The organism is Aliiroseovarius sp., assembly GCF_030148435.1.
In the GTDB taxonomy this organism is placed as follows: domain Bacteria; phylum Pseudomonadota; class Alphaproteobacteria; order Rhodobacterales; family Rhodobacteraceae; genus JASBTN01.
In genome coordinates this window covers 1-19,490 of the sequence record NZ_JASBTN010000015.1, presented here as the reverse complement: position 1 = coordinate 19,490, position 19,490 = coordinate 1, and the positions used below count along the sequence as shown (strand labels likewise).

Sequence of the window (19,490 nt, the reverse complement as noted above, 5' to 3'; positions counted from 1 at the left end):
CCAACCGGACGCGCGCACCACTCGGCGCACTGCGGAAACGGGCTGTGCAGATTCAGGCCATCCATCGCCCAAGTTGGGCCCGTAAGCGCTGACGTCAGCCAGTCGGAAGGTGCCCCAAGCCGCCCCGGAGCGATGATCTTCTCCACCGGGGCCGTTTCTTACAGGAAGGGCGCGGCCCGCATCGTCTCGGGGATCGGCACGCCCAGACGCTTCAGTATGGTCGGAGCCAGCTGAAGCTGGTCCAGCCGTTCGTCGTAATCCGGTCCTTCGGCTTCTCCGAAATAATAGAGCGCGAAATCCTGCTGCAGTTCACTGTGCCCGCCGTGGTGGCCGCGCTCGTCCTGGCCATGATCGGCGGTGACGATCACCTCGTACCCGGCCTCGCGCCACCTGCGGATGAACGGCGCCAGCATTTCGTCGGCGACGAAACAGGCGTGGTCCATTTCCGGGCAGTCATGGTGGAACCTGTGCCCCATGCTGTCCAGCGTACAGCTGTGCAGAATGCCGTAGTTCAGCCCATGGCGCTGGCACAGGCTGGTCAGTGTGGCAAAGAGGTCCACGTCCGAGGGCGTCATCTGGTTGGCATGGCCATAGCCGGTCATCGAATGGAACCGGCCGTGGTTGATCGTCTTGCTTTCGGGCTCGTCATACTCGATATCGCGCACGTAGTCGAAGGGCGAACGGTTGAAGAACTCGGACCAGAAGGAATGCGTCACCGCCCCGGTCACACCGCCCGCCTTGCGCACTTCGGAAAAGATATCGGGATGGGACAGGCGGAATACATTGCCATTGCCGGTGCAGCCATGTTCCTGCGGGTTCACGCCGGTGTGGATCGAGGCATAGCAACTGGCCGAGGTCGAGGGCAGCACCGACCGCATTTTCCAGCGCTGCGCATCGCCACTGTCCACCCAGCCTTCCATGTTACCGAACAGGCGCCGCCAGTTGCGCCAGGGCACCCCGTCCAGAATGATCAGCAAAAGTTTCCGGTCCATTGCGCATTCTCCCTTGAGCGCTTCGGTTTGGATCACCCTAACCCGATGGGGTCACAGGGTTATACCCAGTCGCGCCATGGGTTGCCTCTTTGCGACAGGGTTCAAACAGCAATAGGGGCCGCCGATGGCAGCCCCCGGAAAAATTCGCCGGTCTCAGTTCCCCGCGCTTTCCATCTTGCGGTTGGCGATCACCTCTTCCAGCCAACCCAGCCGCATTTCCGGCACCGAGGACAACAGCAGGTCGGTATAATCGTCAAACGGCGGGCTCAGAACCTCGGTCTTGGTGCCGTAGCGCACCAGGTTGCCCTGGTACATCACGGCAATGCTGTCCGCGATTGCCTTTACCGTCGCCAGGTCATGGGTGATGAACAGATAGGCGACATCCTCGATCTCCTGCAGGTTCAGCAGAAGGTTCAGGATTTCTTCGGCCACCAGTGGATCCAGCGCCGAGGTCACTTCGTCGCAGATGATCAGCTTGGGTTTTGCCGCCAGGGCGCGGGCAATGCAGACACGCTGCTTCTGCCCCCCCGACAGCTCTGCCGGATAACGGTCGATGAATTCGACCCCCATCTCGATCTCGTCCAGTAGCTCGATGATCCGCTTGCGCTTTTCCGCCCCTTTCAGGCCGAAATAGAATTCCAGCGGACGGCCGATGATCGTGCCCACGGTCTGGCGCGGGTTCATCGCCACATCGGCCATCTGGTAGATCATCTGCAGCTCGCGCAAATCCTCACGCGACCGGCTGGCCATGTCGCGGCTCAGCTCGCGCCCATCGAACTCGATCCGCCCGTCACGCGGCGGCAGAAGGCCGGTAATCACGCGAGCCAGCGTTGACTTGCCGGACCCGGATTCACCCACGACCGCCAGGGTTTGCCCCGGCCTGAGCTCGACATTGACATCATGCAGCACGTCGAAGTTGGTGCCCTTGTAGCGCGCGGTGATATGCTCGCATTTCAGCACCGGTTCCGTGGTCGGCGGCTTTTCAGGGTGCTCGCTGGAGCGGACCGAGACCAGCGCCTTGGTATAGTCCTCCTGCGGATTGTTGATGATCTGGTCGACCGAGCCATACTCCACCGTATCGCCCATTTTCAGCACCATGATGTCGTCGGACACCTGCGCCACGACCGCAAGGTCATGGGTAATGTAGAGCGCCGCGACGCCGGTGTCCCGGATCGCTTCCTTGATGGCCATCAGAACGTCGATCTGCGTGGTCACGTCCAGCGCCGTGGTGGGTTCATCGAACACCACCAGATCGGGTTCCGGACACAGGGCCAGGGCCGTCATGCAGCGTTGCAACTGCCCGCCCGAGACCTGGTGCGGGTAGCGAGAGCCAATGTTATCCGGATCCGGCAGACCCAGTTTCCTGAACAGCTCCACCGCGCGGGCTTCGGCGTCCTTCTTCGAGAACTTGCCCTGGCTGATTGCGGCTTCAATGACCTGGTCCATGATCTTCTTGGCCGGGTTGAAGCTGGCGGCAGCGGACTGCGACACATAGGTCACTTCGGTCCCACGAAGCCTTCGCAGATCCTTCACAGAGGTTTTCAGGATGTCCCGACCATTGACCCAGACTTCTCCTCCGGTCAGCTCGACCCCGCCACGGCCATAGGCCATGGTGGCCAGGCCGATGGTGGACTTGCCCGCGCCGCTCTCGCCGATCAGGCCAAGGACCTTGCCCTTCTCCAGATCGAAATCGACCCCGTGCACAATTTCGATGTCATGCGGCTTTTCGCCGGGCGGATAGACCGTTGCACCGATCTTCAGGCCACGAATCTTTACAAGGCTATCGGTCATCCCCGACCCCCTTTCAGGCTGGTGGTGCGGTTCAGAACCCAGTCGGCGACAAGGTTGACCGAGATCGCCAGCGTGGCGATCGCCACGGCGGGCCAGAGCGCCGCGCCAATGCCCCAGACGATGCCGTCCTTGTTCTCCTTCACGATCCCGCCCCAGTCAGCCTCGGGCGGTTGTACACCCAGGCCCAGGAAGGACAGGGTCGAAACAAAGAGCACCATGAAGATGAAGCGCAGGCCCATTTCGGCGACCAGCGGCGACAGGGCGTTTGGCAGGATCTCGCGGAAGATGATCCAGGCACGGCCCTCACCGCGCAGCTTGGCGGCCTCGACGAAGTCCATCACGTTGATATCCACCGCAACGGCGCGCGACAGGCGATAGACGCGGGTGGCGTCCAGAAGGCCCATGACAATGATCAGCATCGGAATAGTCACCGGCATGACCGACAGCACCACGAGGGCGAAGATCAGTGTCGGGATCGACATGATCAGGTCGACGAACCGGCTCATCGCCTGATCGACCCAGCCGCCGATCACGGCTGCGGTAAAGCCCAGCACCGACCCGGTGGTAAAGCTCACCAATGTCGCCGCCGTGGCGATAAAGATCGTGGTGCGCCCGCCATAGATCATGCGGCTCAGCAGGTCACGGCCGATATTGTCGGTGCCCAGCCAGTGCTTGGCGCTCATCGGCTCCCACACGCCGCCAACGACCTCGGCCATGCCATAGGGAGCAAGAAACGGAGCGAAGATGGCGACCAGGAAATAGGACGCCGTGAAGATCAGGCCAATCATTGCGGCCAGCGGGATTTTCATCATTTCGGATGCCTCAGACGCGGGTTGGCCAGGATCGACACGATGTCGGCCACCATGTTCAGACCGATGTAGACCGCGGCGAAGATCAGGCCGGAGGCCTGCACCACGGGTACGTCCCGTTTGGACACGTGATCGACCAGATACTGTCCCATACCGGGATAGGCAAAAACGACCTCGACCACGACAACGCCGACAATCAGATAGGCCAGGTTCAGCATCACCACGTTCACGATCGGTGCGATGGCATTCGGGAAGGCGTGCCTGGCAATGACCTGAAAGCCCGAAAGGCCCTTCAGTTCGGCGGTTTCGATATAGGCCGACTGCATCACGTTCAGGATCGCGGCACGGGTCATGCGCATCATATGCGCCAGCACCACCATGGTCAGCGTGATCGCTGGCAGCAGCACCAGGGTCAGGCGCTCGCCGAAAGGCATGCCGTCATAGACAGTCGCCAGTGGTGGAAGCCAGCGGAGTTTCACCGCGAAGATCAGGATCAGCACATAGCCGATGAAGAACTCCGGCAGCGAGATCGAGGCAAGCGTCACGCCGGAAATCAGCTTGTCCGGCCAACGCTCGCGAAAGCGCACGGCGATCAGACCCAAAAGAATGGCCAGCGGGATGGCGATCACCGCCGCGACCCCGGCCAAGAACAGGGTGTTGCCCAGACGCGCGCCAATGGCCTCGGAAATGTCGGCGCCAGAGGTCAGGGCGGTGCCCAGGTCCCCGGTCAGCGCTCCACCCAGCCACGTGAAATAGCGGGTGACGGCAGGTTCGTTCAGCCCCATGTCGCGGCGCAGGTTCTCCAGCGCCTCGGGGGTTGCGGATTGTCCCAGGATCGACTGCGCCACGTCACCCGGAAGGATTTGGGTGCCGGCGAAGATCAGAACCGAGACGGCGAGCAGAAGGAGGAGGCCCAGCGCAAGGCGCTGGACCACCAATCGAGTTGCAAGACCCATTTTAACCCACGAGCCACATCTTGGCGGGGGCGTAGTTGTTCATGACGTCGAAGCCCTTGGTGTCGCGCCATCCGGCAACCTTGTCCGAAGTGGCATCGATGAAGTCATTGAACATCGGGCCAATCAGACCGCCTTCGTCACGCAGGATGGTCGACATGTCGGCATACATCTGGGTGCGGGTTGCTTCGTTCAGTTCGGCGCGGGCCGCAAACAGCAGCTGGTCGAACTGTTCGTTGAAGAAGCGGGTATCGTTCCAGTCCGCCGTCGACAGGTAAGCGGTCGAGAACATGGCGTCCTGGGTAGCGCGGCCCGACCAGTAGCTGGTCGAGAACGGCTTGTTGTTCCACACTTCGGACCAGTAGCCATCATTCGGCTCGCGCTTGATCTCCAGGTCGATGCCGGCACCTTTCAGAGACTGCTGGAACAGGGCCGAGGCATCCGGTGCGCCCGGGAAGGAGTTGTCCGAGGTGCGCAGCAGGATCGGACCCTCGTGACCCGAGGCCTTGAAGAAAGCCGCAGCCTTTTCTGGATCGTATTCACGCTGTTCGGTGGGTGTGAACAGCGGGTAGGAGGCGTTGATCGGCGTGTCATTGCCAACCGAGCCATAGCCGAACAGAATCTTGTCGACCATTTCCTGGCGGTTGATGCCATATTTCAGCGCCATCCGCAGATCCTTGTTGTCGAAAGGCGCGGTGTTGGCGTGCATGATGAACACGTAATGGCCCGGACCGGCGGTCGAGCGAACCTCGACACCCGGCGCACGCGAGATCAGACCGGCGATCTTCGGCGGAACGCGGTTGGCGATATGCACCTGACCCGACTGGATCGCGGACATGCGCGCGGTATCGTCGTTGATCGCCAGAATCTCGATCGTGTCGGCATGACCCATCGTGTCCAGCCAGGCGTGCGGGTTGCGCTCGAATACGGTGCGCACCCCGGCTTCGTGATCCTTGATCACATAGGGTCCGGTGCCGATTGCGGCGGTGGGGTTGTCCTTGCCGCCATTGGGCTGGATCATCAGGTGGTAATCGGTCAGCAGGTAGGGAAGGTCGGCGTTCGGCCCGTCCAGCTCGACGACGAAGGCACCGTCTTCCACCCGCATGTCCTTGATGCCACGCAGGAGGCCCAGCGCGCCCGACTTCGATTCTTCGCCCGCGTGACGCTCCATCGTCGCCAGCACGTCTTCGGCGGTCAGCGGCTGACCGTTCGAGAAGCTGATGCCCTTGCGGATCTTGAACGTCCAGACGCGCGCGTCCGGCGAGGACGAGAATTCCTCGGCGATGATTGGATCCAGACCGCCAGTTTCGCCCAGTTCCAACAACGGCTGGCCCCACAAACGCGTAATGCTGGACATGGTGGTGTTTGTGGACAGCGCCGGATCAAGACTGTCCGTGGCCGACCCGCCAGACAGCGCAACCTTGATCGTGCCACCTTTGACCGGCTCGGCGGCATGGGCTGCGTTCGACAGAAAGGTCCCGGCAGCGGTGGCGCTGAGGCCCAGTGCCGAGGCGCGGCCCAGGAAAGACCGGCGGTTCATCTTGCGCTGGATCACGCGAGACGCGAGATAGTCGAGTTCTTTGGACATTGAGAGCTCCCTGATTGGCGGGCCCTTCGGGGCCCTTGTCATTCTTTGTACCGGTGAAGCTTTGCCCAATATTTCGCATCGGGCAAGGGTTCTGTCGTTTTCAGATGGCCTGAAAGCGACAGACTCATAGGCATTTGCGAATTATCTGCGCTTCTTCGTCGCGGGCATGGAGCAGGCTGTCCCCCTCATAGGCCTCGATTCGCGCCCTGAGGTGGAAATGGGTCGCATCCGCCCACATCCGGGTCGAAGCCTCGGTGCGCACCGACCAATCGCCCCGCCGCAAAGTCTGGGTCCAATTGGTTTCCCCGACGGCAGATGTTGGGTCATCCGGGTGAATCACCCAGCGTTCGCGGGCTATGGTTCCGTTTATCAGCCCATGGTCGGCATCCTCGACCTCGCCGAAATCATCCTCGATCATCAAGGTCATGTAGCCGGTGCCGTGATCGGTCTTGGTCACTCGGCTGTTGGCCGCCGCGCGCAGGATGCGGGTGGCCCAGGGGTCCGCGGCGTCCGGCGGTTCGAACTGCCATTCGTCGTGATCCGCCGTGGCGCGCATCGGCAGATCCAGATAACCCGCAGTCAGGGTCAAGGTGCCCTTCATCGGCGCCGGCCAGACCATCGGCCAATAGGCGTTGGAGATCGACACCCGCAGACGATGACCGGCAGGCAGGCGATAGGCGATCTGGTCGAGTTGCAGCGTCAGGCCGATTTCCTGCCCGATCGGCAGCGGTCGAGGTTCGGCGGCGCCGTCGCGATGCGCCAGGTTCAGCACGCCCCAGGTAATCCGGGTCGAGGCCCCGTCGGGATGCACATGGCACAGGCGCACCGCGATCTGGCCCTGGGGCGCATTCGCCCGCAACCTGAGCCGCACCGCCGGGGCGCCGACGATATCCATGTCCGTCTCTGCCGGTTCACTGTCGAAACAGACCGACAGGCTGTCGTCCCGCCGCTGGTCCCCCGGCAACTCCGGCCCCAGCCAGATGGCGCAGTATTCGCCGCCCGCGTAACCGGTGGTCTGGACCGACGCGATGATCTCGCAGAGCTCCGCCCCGCCATCCCCCAGGCGTCGCCCGCGCCCAAAGGGCAGGCGCTGCACCGGCACCTCGGCCGGGTCCCTAGACATGGCAATCCAGCGCCCCGGACGGTGTTCGTACCAGGTTGCCGGCCGCACCCCGTCCATCAGGTAGTAGCGCAGGTCCGGATCCTCCTCGACGCCCGTATCCACGCCCTTCAGCCATCTGTCCCACCACCTGAGCGCCTCCTGAAGGAAACCGATGCGCGGTTCGGGCACGGCGAAATGCGGGTATTTGTGCACCCAGGGGCCGATAATGCCTTTCACGGGGGCATGAAGGTTGCGCACCAGAGCAGGCACCGCGTTCTTGTAGGCATCGCCCCAACCGCCCACGGCAAGGGTCGCCGCCGTGATCGCCGAATAGTCCTCGCAGACCGACCCATGCTGCCAGTACGCATCGCGCGATTGATGCTCCAGCCACCTGGCGGCGAGGAAGGGCAGGTTCTCAAGCCGTTCCAGCCACATCTCGCGCCACTTGTCACCGACCAGCGCCGGGTCGGGCGGGCGAGAGCTGTAGCTCCACATCGTACCGCCCCAGCCAAGGTTCTCGTTCAGCAGGCAGCCGCCCTTGTAATGGATGTCGTCGGCAAAGCGGTCCACGGTGGAACAGAGTGTAACAATCGCCTTCAGGGGTTTCGGGTCCAGGGCCGCGACTTGCAGCGCGTTGAATCCTCCCCAGCTGATCCCCATCATGCCAACATTGCCGTCGCACCAGGGCTGCGCGGCGAGCCAGTCGATCACCTCCAGAGCATCCGCCTGTTCCTGCGGCGCGTATTCATCCGTCATCAGCCCTTCGCTGTCCCCGTTCCCGCGCATGTCGACACGGATGCAGGCGTATCCGCGCGCAGCAAAATACGGGTGGGTCAGCGCATCGCGGGCGCAGGTGCCGTCGCGTTTGCGATAGGGCAGGTATTCCAGGATCGCCGGAACGGGTGTTCCGTCCGCCGGGCGCCAGATACGGGCCGACAGGCGGGTGCCGTCGGACAGGATGATGCCCTCGTCGGGCAGCTCGATGATGTCATGCAGGGTCATGCGCCCATGGGGAAAGGAAAAGGGCGCCCCGTCAAGTGACAAGGCGCCCCGATCGGTGTCGTTTTTCTGCCGATCAGAAGTTCAGCGAGATATCGCGGTGATAGGACGAACAGCTTGCCATCTCCAACGCCTGCTCGCGGGTAAAGCGGTCCTGCAGGCGGACACCCAGCGTACCGCGAATCCCGTCCATGTAGGTTTGGATCCCCGGGACCAGGGCTTCTGCTTCGGCGCGCCAGACAAGCTGTTCCTCGAAGGCGGTGACAGCCTTGTCGAACTCCTCCAGAGCCTTCTCGCGGTCCGGCGTCCTGGCGCGCAGCGCCTTGCGGGCCTTGTCCAGCGCCTTCTTGACGTCGCTTGCCCCATCGACCGAGCCGAACTCGCGCGCCAGATCCTTGACCAGCTCCTGGCTTTCGTCCTCGGACAGGGCCTCGATCTGGCCACGCATCTCGCGCAGCGGGGTTTCGAGCGCGGCAAAGGCCTCGTTCGCCGAGATCACCGCCAGCACCTCGACCGCCCCTTCCCAGGCACCATCGGCGGCGCGACGATAGGTGTTGCGCGCCTTGGTCTCGGCATTGGTCAGCAGGGCGAAGGTCTTGTGCTCCTCCTCCCAGGAGGCCGGGATCGTGGTTTCCAGATGCTCGACCTCGGCTTGCAGCACGGCCACCTCGGCTTCCAGCTCGGCACGGGCCTCGGCCTGGGCCTCGTCGCGCATGCGCCCGGCCGTGGTCGACATTGCCTTGGCCTCGGCCTCCAGACGGCGGATCTGCTTTTCGATCCCGCGCACCAGAGTCAGCTGCGGACGGTAGACATCAGCCGCCTCTTCAACCGCCTCGGCCGCGACAAAGACAGCCTTGATCTGCTCGATCGCCTTGTCGGCATTGTCCAGCGTATCCTCGAAGTCACCCGCCAGACCCTTTGGCAGGGCGGACAGATCCAGACCACGCGCGGCTTCGATCGCCTGCACGGTCGCCGCCTCCTCGGCCAGTTTCTGCCCGATATAGTCCTCGAGGCAGAGCTGCAGTTTCGGGTTGCGCGGCGGCGGCGAGCTTTCCGACAGGAAGCTCACCCGGTTTGGCAGGTAGTTCACCAGCGGCGGATAGAGCCCCACAATGGCCAGCGCCATCAGCTGCAGCGTGATGAAGGCGATGACGCCCTTGTACATCTGCACCGTCTTGACAACCGCCGGGGCCACACCACGCAGATAGAACAGCGCGAAGCCGAAGGGCGGGGTCAGGAAGCTGGTCTGGATGTTCAGCCCGATCATCACACCCAGCCACACGGCGGTAATGTTCGCCTGCGGATCGGCCAGCAGGATCGGGGCGACGATCGGCACCACGACCACGGCGATCTCGATGAAGTCCAGGAAGAAGCCCAGGATGAAGATCACCAGCATGACGATGACGAACTGGGTCCAGAAGCCACCCGGAAGCGAGTTCAGGAACTCGCGCACCAGTTCCTCGCCCCCGAAAGCGCGGAAGGCGGCGGTCAGCATTGCGGCCCCCAGCAGGATGATGAAGACCAGCGCAGTGGTCTTGGCGGTCTCCAGCATCACCCCCTGCAGGGTGGATTCGAGCTTGAACACCCGCCAGCCCGACCAGATCAGCGCGGTCAGGAACATCAGCGTCGCGATCACGCCCAGCAGGATGCCCAGGCGATCGCTGCCGTCGTTGGCGGCTTTGACGTTCATCTCGAAATTGGCCAGCGCAAAGCCGACCAGCACCAGCGAGGCAATGGCCAGAAGCGCAGGCGCATAGAGCCCCTTGGACTGTTCCGGCAGGCGATAGCCCGCCATGATCATCGCACCGGCCGCGCCGATGGCACCGGCCTGGTTCACCGTGGCGACCCCGGCGATGATCGAGCCCAGCACGAGGAAGATCAGCGCGAGCGGCGGCACGAGCGTGATCAGCACATTCTTCAGAAACGCGCCGTCATACTTGCCCTCATAGGGCACGGCGGGAGCGTGTTTCGGCCGCAGGATCGCGAAGACAAGGATGTAGACCATGTAGATCCCGACCAGCAGCAGGCCCGGCACGAATGCGCCCAGGAACATCTCGCCGGCCGAGGTCGAAGCCACATCGAAGGTCGACGGCATCGACAGCTCTCCGGTCGCATTCTTGTGCAGCGCCTTGCGCAGGGATGACGCCTGGTCGGTGGCCGAGGCCAGCTGGTCGGCCAGGATGATCAGCACGATCGAGGGCGGGATGATCTGCCCCAAGGTGCCCGAGGCGGCAATCGTGCCGGTCGCCAGCGACGGCGAATAATTGTTGCGCAGCATCGCAGGCAAGCTGATCAGGCCCATCGCCACCACGGTGGCGCCGACGATGCCGGTCGTGGCAGCCAGAAGCGCGCCGACGAAGACGACCGAGATGCCCAACCCGCCCGGCACCGGGCCGAACAGGCGCGCCATCGTGACCAGAAGGTCCTCGGCGATCTTCGAGCGCTGCAGCATGATGCCCATGAAGATGAACAGTGGGATGGCGATGAGCGTATCCCTCTCGACCTCCCAAAAGACCCCTCGCAGGTTCGTTACCCCCGCCGACAGCCATTGCTGCGGTCCGCCGGAGTGAAAGAAGGCATCTGTCGAGCCTGCAAAGATATACCCGGTCCCGGCGGCAAGGCCGATGGTGATGATCGCAGCGCCCGGCAGCGCGAAGGCAACGGGAAAACCCGAGCCCAGCGCCATGGCCATGATCAGGATGAGAAGGGCGAGGAAAAAGAGTTCCATGTGTGTGTCCTATCCGATCTCAGTGCGCCGCAGGGGTGACATCGCGGTGGCCGGGCTCGTCCCGTTTGTCCGCGACCGCGTCGAAGAAATAGCTGACGAACTGGATCAGCATGGTAATGGCGAAGAGGCCCAGGAAGGCGGCCATCTGGTATTTGATGAACATTCCGACCGAACCGGTCTGCGAGACTTCGAAATTGGCAACCGGGCTGTTGATGATCGACCGGGCGCCGTTGAAGCCGATGCCGATGATCACCCAGCAGGTGCTCATGCCCAGGGCAATCGCGCCGATCGCATTGACGAAGCCGCGGGTCGTGGGACCGAAACCGGCATAGAGAACATCGACGCGCACATGGCCTTCCTCGAACAATGTATAGGCCGAGGCGAACAGGAACAGCGCGGCGTACCAATACCGCACAAGGTCGCCCATCAGCGCCTGTTCATAGGAAAAGACGAAGCGCGAGATCACGATCAGCAGCTCGGCGACTACAACCATCAGCGCCAGCCAGGTAAAGCCAAGCGTGCGGGTAAAGAAGGCCAGGATGAACCCGGCGACGATCAGCGGCATGTGGATATAGGGACCAACCCAGCGCGCCTTGCCGAACAGGCGAGCGGTTTCTTCGCCAACCAGCACATCGAAGATCTTTTCGACCCGCATGAAGGCCACCGTCGCATCGACGATGCCAACCAGGAACACCGACCAGAACAGCGCGCGGATCAGGTAGACGTTGAACCGGTGGATCAGGTGCGCATCCCAGCGCAGCGCGGTTGTTGCCGAACGCATCACGTAGAGCACCGCAACAGCGATGGCCGCGCCGTAGATGGCGAGCTCAAGCCAGGTTCCGGCGGTGGCTCCGCCCGAGGCGATCGAAGTGACCGGCGCGATGCCGAACCCGACGGTAAGCACATTGTTGACCTGAAAAGCGAACAGAACCGCCAACATGCACCAGCCGAACAGGCGGGCAAGGATGGCGGGATCGCCGGTACGCGGAATTTCGATGGGTGAGCTGGCCATTGGTCCCCTCAACTGGCAGTGCGGGCGGGTTTGCACCTCCGCCCACTGGCAAAAGAGCGGGACCGAAGCCCCGCTCTGAGTGTTTTGCAAGCGGCGTGGGTTTATTCACCCAGGCCCAGAACGCGGTTACGCTCGTTCACGAACTTGGTTTCGAACAGCGCCATGGCGCCACCGATTTCGCGCAGCGCGGCCTGGAAGGCGTCGTCGACTTCCACGGCCAGGTCCGAGTGATCGCGGGTCTCTTCGAACACTTCCGCCGCGGCTTCGCCGAAGGCATCCCAGACGTCTTCGCCGAACTCTCGCACTTCCACGCCCTGTTCGTTGATCAGCTTGTTCAGGTACTGGCCGTTCAGCGCCATCGCCTCTTCGTACATGTTGGCGGTCTCTTCGGCCGAGGCGGCCTCGATCACGGCGCGCTCCCAATCCGACAGGCTTTCCCACCAGGCTTTGTTCATGCCCAGCGCCAGGTTGGCGTTCGGCTCGTGCATGCCGGCGGTGTAGTAGTACTTGGCCGCTTCGTAGAACTTCATGAAGTAGTCGTTGTACGGACCCACCCATTCGGTCGCGTCAATGGCGCCCGACACCAGGTTTTCATAGATCTGGCCACCCGGCAGCGACACGGTCGACACGCCCAGTTTCGACATCACGTTGCCGCCCAGACCCGGAATACGCATCTTCAGGCCCTTCAGGTCTTCGGGGCTGTTGATTTCCTTGTTGAACCAGCCGCCCGCCTGGGTACCGGTGGCACCGCAGACCAGCGGTTTCAGACCGAATTCGCCCGAGACCTTGTCCCACAGGGCCTGACCGCCGCCGAACTTGACCCATGCGTTCCATTCCACAACGGTCATGCCGAAGGGCACGGTGGTGAAATAGGCAAAGGCCGGGTGCTTGCCGACCCAGTAGTAATCCGCGGCGATATAAGCCTGCGAGTTGCCCGAAGCGACTTCGTCAAACGTGTCGAACGCACCGACGCGTTCCCCGGCGGCAAAATATTCGACGTTGATCGCACCGTCCGACAGCTGGCCGATACGGGCGGCCAGGCGCTGGGCCGAGGTCCCCAGACCGGGGAAGTCGCGCGGCCAGGTCGAAACGATGGTCATGGTCTTGCCGCCTTGGGCAAGTGCCGGGGTCGCCAGTGCGGTTGCACCGGCGCCAAGGGCTGCGCCCTTCAGAAATTTACGACGTTCCATTTAAATTCTTCTCCTCCGAGTTTGGACAGTATTCTTGTCACAACATGCCCCGCCAGTTGGCTTGGCAGGGGCTGCACGCCAATTACTACGGAAGTAGCGGCAGATTTCAAATGGATTTTTCCTGAACTGGTAAGATATCTTTACCAAACACCGGTACGGTAGCGTATAACCCCTTAATAATAAACGCACGGCGTAGAAACCATTAGGTATTACTACTACCACATGGCCGCTCCATCATGCCGTAGCAATTGCACGCCAAACTATACAGATTTAACCACATTTCCTGGGTCAGCCACCGCCCGTTCGCCTCTCTGACAGACTGAACTTCACCGGGTTTGCCGCTTGACGTTTGGTCAGCTTCCCGCACCAGCCCCGCCCCCTCAGCCCGGCTGAAATCGGAACAGGGGCCCGGCGTTGCGCACGGCTCCGACGATGAAATCCGCAGTGGTTCGAATGCGGGGTTGGTCGCGGATGTCCTCGCGAATGAGCAGCCAATAGGCACGCTGAAACCCGACCCGGTCGGGCAGCACCGCCTCCACCCCCTGCCCCCGCGCCATATAACTGGGCAGCACGCCCAGCCCCGCCCCACCGCGCACCGCATCCAGCTGCGCCTGGACCGTCGCGGCGCGGTAGGTCTCGACAAGCCCCGGATGGATCGCACGGTTGAAATCGAGCTCGTCGGTGTAGAGAAGATCGCCAATGTACCCGACAAAGGGAAATCGCGGCAGGCCCCCGGTGGATCCGGGTCGCCCCATCCGGTCCAGCAGCGCAGGCGCGCCGTAGAGCCGCAGGTCGTAATCCACCAGCTTGCGCCGCACCACGCGACCGGTCTCGGGCCGCTCCAGGCTGATCGCGATATCCACGTCGCGTTTCCACAGCTTGTGGGCGCGGGGCACCGGAACCAGCTCAAACGCCATCGAAGGCTGCGCCACCGCCAGCCGCGGCAGTTCACGCGACAGAAAGGCATTGCCAAACCCGTCCGGCGCGCCGATGCGCACGGTGCCTGAAACGTCGCCCTGCCCCGCCAGCCGGTCGCCGATCGCGGTGCCCGCATCCTCCATCCGTTGTGCCAGCGCCAGGATTTCGACCCCGGCCTCGGTCAGGCGGAAGCCTTCTCCACGTTCGAACAGCTCCACCGACAGGCTGTCGGTCAGCCGGGCAAGATGCCGGGCCACGGTGGTGTGGCTGACCCCGAGCCGCCGCGCAGCCCCGGTCAGGCTGCCGGCCCGGTGCGCCTCGAGAAAAAACCGTATGTCATCCCAGTGATAGAGCAACTGAACCCTTTCGAACGACACCTGTGCAGAATCGTTCATTGCCTGACGCCACTCTTGCCCCGATCCTGTGGCGGATCAAGGAGGCCGTGCATGAAACAGCTGGGCAATTTCGACTACATCATCGTCGGCGCGGGCTCGGCGGGCTGCGTACTGGCCAATCGCCTGTCCGAGGATGGCGCCAAGCGGGTGCTGCTTTTGGAGGCCGGGGGCAGCGACAATTACCACTGGGTCCACATTCCCGTGGGCTATCTCTACTGCATCGGCAACCCGCGCACCGACTGGATGTATTCGACCCAGGCCGAGCCGGGGCTGAACGGGCGCGAGATCCTCTATCCGCGCGGCAAGTTGCTGGGTGGCTGCAGCTCGATCAACGGAATGCTCTATCTGCGCGGCCAGGCGCGGGACTATGATATGTGGCGCCAGGCGGGCAATACCGGCTGGGGCTGGGACGATGTGCTGCCCCATTTCCTGAAATCCGAGGATCACTTCGACGGCCGGACACCGATGCACGGCGAGGGTGGCGAGTGGAAGGTCAACAGGCAGCGCCTGAGCTGGGAGCTGCTGGACCGGTTTGCCGATGCCTGCGAGGCCGCCGGCATTCCCCGCACTGATGACTTCAACACCGGCACGAACGAGGGCGTGAGCTATTTCCAGGTCAACCAGCGCAAGGGCTGGCGCTGGAGCACGGCCAAGGGCTTCCTGCGCCCCGCCAGGGGACGCACCAATCTGGTGGTCGAGACCGGTGCTCAGGTCGAACGGCTGATCTTCGACGGCAAACGCGCGACCGGCGTGCGTTTCATCCAAAACGGCGGCCCGGTCGAGGCCCATGCCAATGCCGAGGTGATCCTGTCGGCGGGCGCGGTAAACTCGCCGCAGCTTCTTATGCTGTCAGGGATCGGCCCGGCAGATCACCTGAAGGCGCATGGAATCGAGGTTTTGCACGACGCGCGCGACGTGGGCGGCAACCTGCAGGATCACCTGCAACTGCGGCTGAGCTACAGGGTCGAGGGGGTCAAGACCCTGAACCAGCAGGCCTCCACGCTTTGGGGCAAGGCCGGGATCGGGTTGCAGTACCTGCTGACCCGCTCCGGCCCGATGTCCATGGCTCCCAGCCAGCTGGGTGCCTTCATCCGCTCACATGAAAGCGTCGAGACCCCGGACCTGGAATATCACGTGCAGCCGCTGTCGCTGGGCAGTTTCGGTGGCGATCTGGACCCGTTCCCGGGCTTTACCGCCAGCGTGTGCAACCTCAGGCCCGACAGCCGCGGCACGATCCGGCTGGCCTCGGCCCGCGCAGCGGACGCCCCGCTGATCGCGCCCAACTACCTGTCCACCGAAAGCGACCGGCTGACCGCGATGCGCGCGATCCGGCGCACCCGCGAGATCGTCTCCCAGGCCCCGCTGGCGCAGTTCAAGCCCGAAGAGATGCGCCCCGGCCCCGCCTATAACACGGACGATGAGCTGGTCGAGGCGGCGGGCAACATCGGCACCACGATCTTCCACCCGACCTGCACCGCGCGCATGGGGCAGGACGAACACGCAGTGCTGGACGAACGGCTGCGCCTGCGCGGGGTGGACGGGCTTCGCGTGGTGGATGCCTCGATCATGCCGAACATCGTGTCGGGCAATACCAATTCCCCAACCATCATGATCGGCGAGAAAGCCTCGGCGATGATCCGCGAGGACGCGCGCTAGGGGTTTGCAGAAGGCAGGGTTCTTGCCTGCGTCGCGCAAACAAAAAGCCCCGGAGTCTCCTCCGGGGCTTTTGTCATTCCATCCGGGTCCGGTCAGACCTTGCGCACCGCGCCCTTGGCCGCCGATGTGGCCATGGCCGCATAGGCCCTGAGCGCGGTCGAGACCTTGCGCTTGCGCGGCTCGGCGGGATGCCAGCCCTTCTCGTCCTGCACCTTGCGGCGCGCGGCAAGCTCCTCCTCCGACACCGCCAGGTTGATGGTACGGTTGGGGATGTCGATTTCGATCTTGTCACCGTCCTGCACCAGACCGATCGCGCCACCTTCGGCGGCTTCCGGCGAAGCGTGACCAATCGACAGGCCGGACGTCCCGCCCGAGAAACGGCCATCCGTCAAGAGCGCACAGGCTTTGCCCAGCCCCTTCGATTTCAGGTAGCTGGTCGGGTAGAGCATCTCCTGCATCCCCGGCCCACCACGCGGCCCTTCGTAACGAATGACGACCACGTCGCCTTCCTTGACCTTACCGGTCAGGATGTTGTTCACGGCGGCGTCCTGGCTTTCGCAGACATGCGCTGTGCCGGTGAATTTCAGAATGCTTTCATCCACACCGGCCGTTTTCACGATGCAGCCATCCTCGGCGATATTGCCGAACAGAACCGCCAGACCACCGTCCTTGGAAAACGCGCTTTCGACCGAGCGGATCACGCCATTGTCGCGGTCCGTGTCCAGCTCCTTGAACCGGTTCGCCTGGCTGAACGCCTGCGTGGTGCGCACGCCACCGGGTGCCGCCTTGAACAGGCTTTCGGCCTCGGGGTTGTTGGCGACCTTGATGTCCCACTTGGCAATTGCCTCGCCCATGGTCGAGCTGTGCACGGTGGACACATCGTTGTGCAGCAGACCCGCGCGGCTGAGTTCGCCCAGAATCGAGAAAATACCCCCGGCGCGGTGCACGTCTTCCATATGCACATTGTGAATATTCGGTGCGACCTTGCACAGGCAGGGCACCTTTCGGCTGAGCCGGTCCATGTCGGTCATGTCGAAATCGACCTCGCCTTCCTGGGCGATGGCCAAGAGGTGCAGCACCGTGTTGGTCGATCCGCCCATGGCAATGTCCAGCGACATGGCGTTCTCGAACGCTTGATAGGTGGCGATCTCACGCGGCAGAAGGCCCTTTTCCTCGTCCTGATAATGCCGCTTGGTGATCTCGACGATCTTGCGCCCGGCCTCCAGAAACAGCGCCTTGCGGTCGGCGTGGGTGGCCAGGGTCGAGCCATTGCCCGGCAACGCGAGGCCCAGCGCCTCGGCCAGGCAGTTCATCGAGTTCGCGGTGAACATGCCCGAACACGAGCCGCAGGTCGGGCAGGCGTTTTCCTCGATATGCTGGACCTGCTCGTCGGTCAGGTCCTCGCTGGCGGCGGCGACCATGGCGTCGACCAGGTCGATCTTGTCCATGTCCAGCCCCTCGACATCGATCTTGCCCGCTTCCATCGGCCCGCCCGAGACGAAGATCACCGGAATGTTCAGGCGCATGGCGGCCATCATCATGCCGGGCGTAATCTTGTCGCAGTTCGAGATGCAGACCATCGCATCGGCGCAATGGGCGTTGACCATGTATTCGACACTGTCCGCGATCAGCTCGCGCGAGGGCAGCGAATAGAGCATACCGTCATGACCCATGGCGATCCCGTCATCCACGGCGATCGTGTTGAACTCCTTGGCCACACCCCCGGCGGCCTCGACCTCGCGCGCCACCATCTGGCCCAGATCTTTCAGGTGCACGTGGCCGGGCACGAATTGGGTAAACGAGTTCACGATGGCGATGATCGGCTTGCCGAAGTCGCTGTCGGTCATCCCTGTCGCGCGCCAAAGGCCACGCGCGCCCGCCATGTTGCGGCCGTGGGTCGAAGTTCTGGAGCGATAAGCTGGCATGGTTCCACCTGGCATATTTGAATAGACCGCACCCTTTTGCTGCGTCGCGGGTGAAGAAACAAGGGGGGACGCCGCCAGAGCGGTGCTTTCGTGATCTTACCGGGGAAAAATGGTGCCGATGATAGGCATTGAATACCTATATCATGTGGTTCCATGCTGTTCCGAATTCCACGAAATTCCAGCTAGTTCCATGTAATGTCCGTTTCATGCTGTTTCATCCTGTACCTTTCTATACTATATATAGAGGGTGGATATTTAGGGGGGCGTAATTTTGATGGAATTGAACAAGCTTACGGCAGCGAAAATCAAGAACGCCCCTCCTGGCAAGTACTCCGATGGTGCAGGCCTCTGGATTCACAAGCGCGAAGACGGAGGCGCACAGTGGATTCTCCGCGTGTCCGTTCATGGCCGGAGACGGGAAATGGGCCTTGGGGGATACGACTCCAGTGGCAAGTATGGCGTCTCGCTCAAGATGGCGCGGCTGGAGGCCCAGCAGTGGCAAGCCTTGGCGCGTCAGGGCCAGGACCCCATCAAAGTACGCGAGAAGCAACGCAGGGAAACGATGCGGTCTGACCATACTCTGAACGTTGTCGCACACGAAGCTTTCGAGGCTCGAAAGGCTGAGCTGAAAGGCAATGGGAAGGCCGGGCGCTGGTTTTCACCGCTCGAACTGCATGTTCTTCCCAAGCTGGGCAAAGTGCCCGTTGAGGACATCGACCAGCAAGACATCAAGAACACCCTAGATCCAATCTGGCACACCAAGGCGGATACGGCCCGAAAGGCGATGAACAGGCTGAACATTGTTTTGAACCACGGCGCAGCCATGGGGTTGGATGTGGACCTGCAAGCCATATCGAAGGCAAAGGCGCTGCTCGGCAAGACACGCCATCAGGCGTCCCACACGCCCGCCCTCCCTTGGAAAGAAGTGCCTGCATTTTATGAAAGCCTGAACGATGGCACTGTGACTCATCTCGCGCTGCGCTTTTTGATCCTGACAGCGGTACGGTCGAAGCCGATCCGCTTCGCCCGCCTAGATGAAATTGAAGACGACGTTTGGACCATCCCCGCTGAGAACATGAAGGGCACGAAAGACAAGGCGCAGGATTTCAGGGTGCCATTTTCTCAGGAAGCATTAGCCGTCATCGAACAAGTCAAGCCGCTGGCGCGCGCTGGGTTCCTGTTTCCAAGTGTGCGTAAGGGTGTGATTTCAGACGCCACCATGTCCCGCCTAATGGAGCGTAGGGGCATGAAGGAACGCCCCCACGGCTTCCGGTCCAGTTTTCGCACCTGGTGCGCCGAGGCGACCGACACGCCGCGTGAGGTGGCGGAAACGGCCCTGGCGCATGTGACAGGTAGCGCAGTTGAACGCTCGTACCGTCGGACGGATTATCTTGAGCAACGTCGCGTATTGATGGAACGTTGGGCGGATCAT

General features: G+C 62.6%; 13 protein-coding genes. 2 read left to right on the top strand and 11 right to left on the bottom strand.

What is annotated here, in order from left to right; all coding sequences use genetic code 11:
- Positions 1–158: 158 nt before the first annotated feature.
- From Q1V43_RS03085 to Q1V43_RS03040, 10 genes are all read right to left on the bottom strand, one after another.
- Positions 159–992: an alkaline phosphatase family protein gene (locus tag Q1V43_RS03085; protein WP_300513824.1), complete on the bottom strand. Its 834-nt coding sequence runs from the start codon at positions 990–992 to the stop codon at positions 159–161.
- A 153-nt stretch (positions 993–1,145) separates the two neighbouring features.
- Entirely contained in the window at positions 1,146–2,783 is a 1,638-nt protein-coding gene (locus tag Q1V43_RS03080; protein ID WP_300513822.1) for an ABC transporter ATP-binding protein, read from the bottom strand.
- Positions 2,780–3,595 carry an ABC transporter permease gene (locus tag Q1V43_RS03075; RefSeq protein WP_300513820.1) on the bottom strand — a complete coding sequence of 272 codons (816 nt, stop codon included), beginning with the start codon at positions 3,593–3,595 and terminating at the stop codon, positions 2,780–2,782. Before Q1V43_RS03075 ends, Q1V43_RS03080 begins: the two co-directional genes overlap by 4 nt.
- Positions 3,592–4,548 (bottom strand): ABC transporter permease, encoded by a 957-nt coding sequence (locus Q1V43_RS03070; protein WP_300513818.1) that lies wholly within the window; start codon positions 4,546–4,548, stop codon positions 3,592–3,594. Before Q1V43_RS03070 ends, Q1V43_RS03075 begins: the two co-directional genes overlap by 4 nt.
- A 1-nt stretch (position 4,549) precedes the next feature.
- Positions 4,550–6,133, bottom strand: coding sequence for an ABC transporter substrate-binding protein (locus Q1V43_RS03065; RefSeq protein WP_300513816.1), 1,584 nt, complete (start codon positions 6,131–6,133; stop codon positions 4,550–4,552).
- A 124-nt stretch (positions 6,134–6,257) separates the two neighbouring features.
- Complete coding sequence (locus tag Q1V43_RS03060) at positions 6,258–8,237, bottom strand: CocE/NonD family hydrolase (protein WP_300513814.1); 1,980 nt, start codon at positions 8,235–8,237, stop codon at positions 6,258–6,260.
- A 73-nt stretch (positions 8,238–8,310) separates the two neighbouring features.
- Positions 8,311–10,962, bottom strand: a complete 2,652-nt coding sequence (locus tag Q1V43_RS03055; protein WP_300513812.1) for a TRAP transporter large permease subunit — start codon at positions 10,960–10,962, stop codon at positions 8,311–8,313.
- Positions 10,963–10,981: 19 nt separating this feature from the next.
- Positions 10,982–11,974 carry a TRAP transporter small permease subunit gene (locus Q1V43_RS03050; RefSeq protein ID WP_300513810.1) on the bottom strand — a complete coding sequence of 331 codons (993 nt, stop codon included), beginning with the start codon at positions 11,972–11,974 and terminating at the stop codon, positions 10,982–10,984.
- Positions 11,975–12,075: 101 nt separating this feature from the next.
- A complete protein-coding gene (locus Q1V43_RS03045; protein ID WP_300513808.1) occupies positions 12,076–13,164 on the bottom strand; it encodes a TRAP transporter substrate-binding protein in 1,089 nt (362 codons plus the stop codon).
- 380 nt (positions 13,165–13,544) lie between these two features.
- Positions 13,545–14,477 (bottom strand): LysR family transcriptional regulator, encoded by a 933-nt coding sequence (locus tag Q1V43_RS03040; RefSeq protein ID WP_300513806.1) that lies wholly within the window; start codon positions 14,475–14,477, stop codon positions 13,545–13,547.
- A gap of 51 nt (positions 14,478–14,528) precedes the next feature.
- Here Q1V43_RS03040 and Q1V43_RS03035 point away from each other — a divergent pair, with 51 nt between their 5' ends.
- Entirely contained in the window at positions 14,529–16,133 is a 1,605-nt protein-coding gene (locus tag Q1V43_RS03035; RefSeq protein ID WP_300513804.1) for a GMC family oxidoreductase N-terminal domain-containing protein, read from the top strand.
- A 92-nt stretch (positions 16,134–16,225) separates the two neighbouring features.
- On the opposite strand, the gene ilvD is transcribed toward Q1V43_RS03035, so the two are convergent.
- Positions 16,226–18,058, bottom strand: coding sequence for a dihydroxy-acid dehydratase (ilvD, locus tag Q1V43_RS03030; protein ID WP_300513802.1), 1,833 nt, complete (start codon positions 18,056–18,058; stop codon positions 16,226–16,228).
- A 274-nt stretch (positions 18,059–18,332) separates the two neighbouring features.
- On the opposite strand from ilvD, the gene Q1V43_RS03025 reads away from it, so the two are divergent.
- A partial coding sequence (locus Q1V43_RS03025; RefSeq protein WP_300513800.1) for a site-specific integrase occupies positions 18,333–19,490 on the top strand: 1,158 nt, incomplete at its 3' end.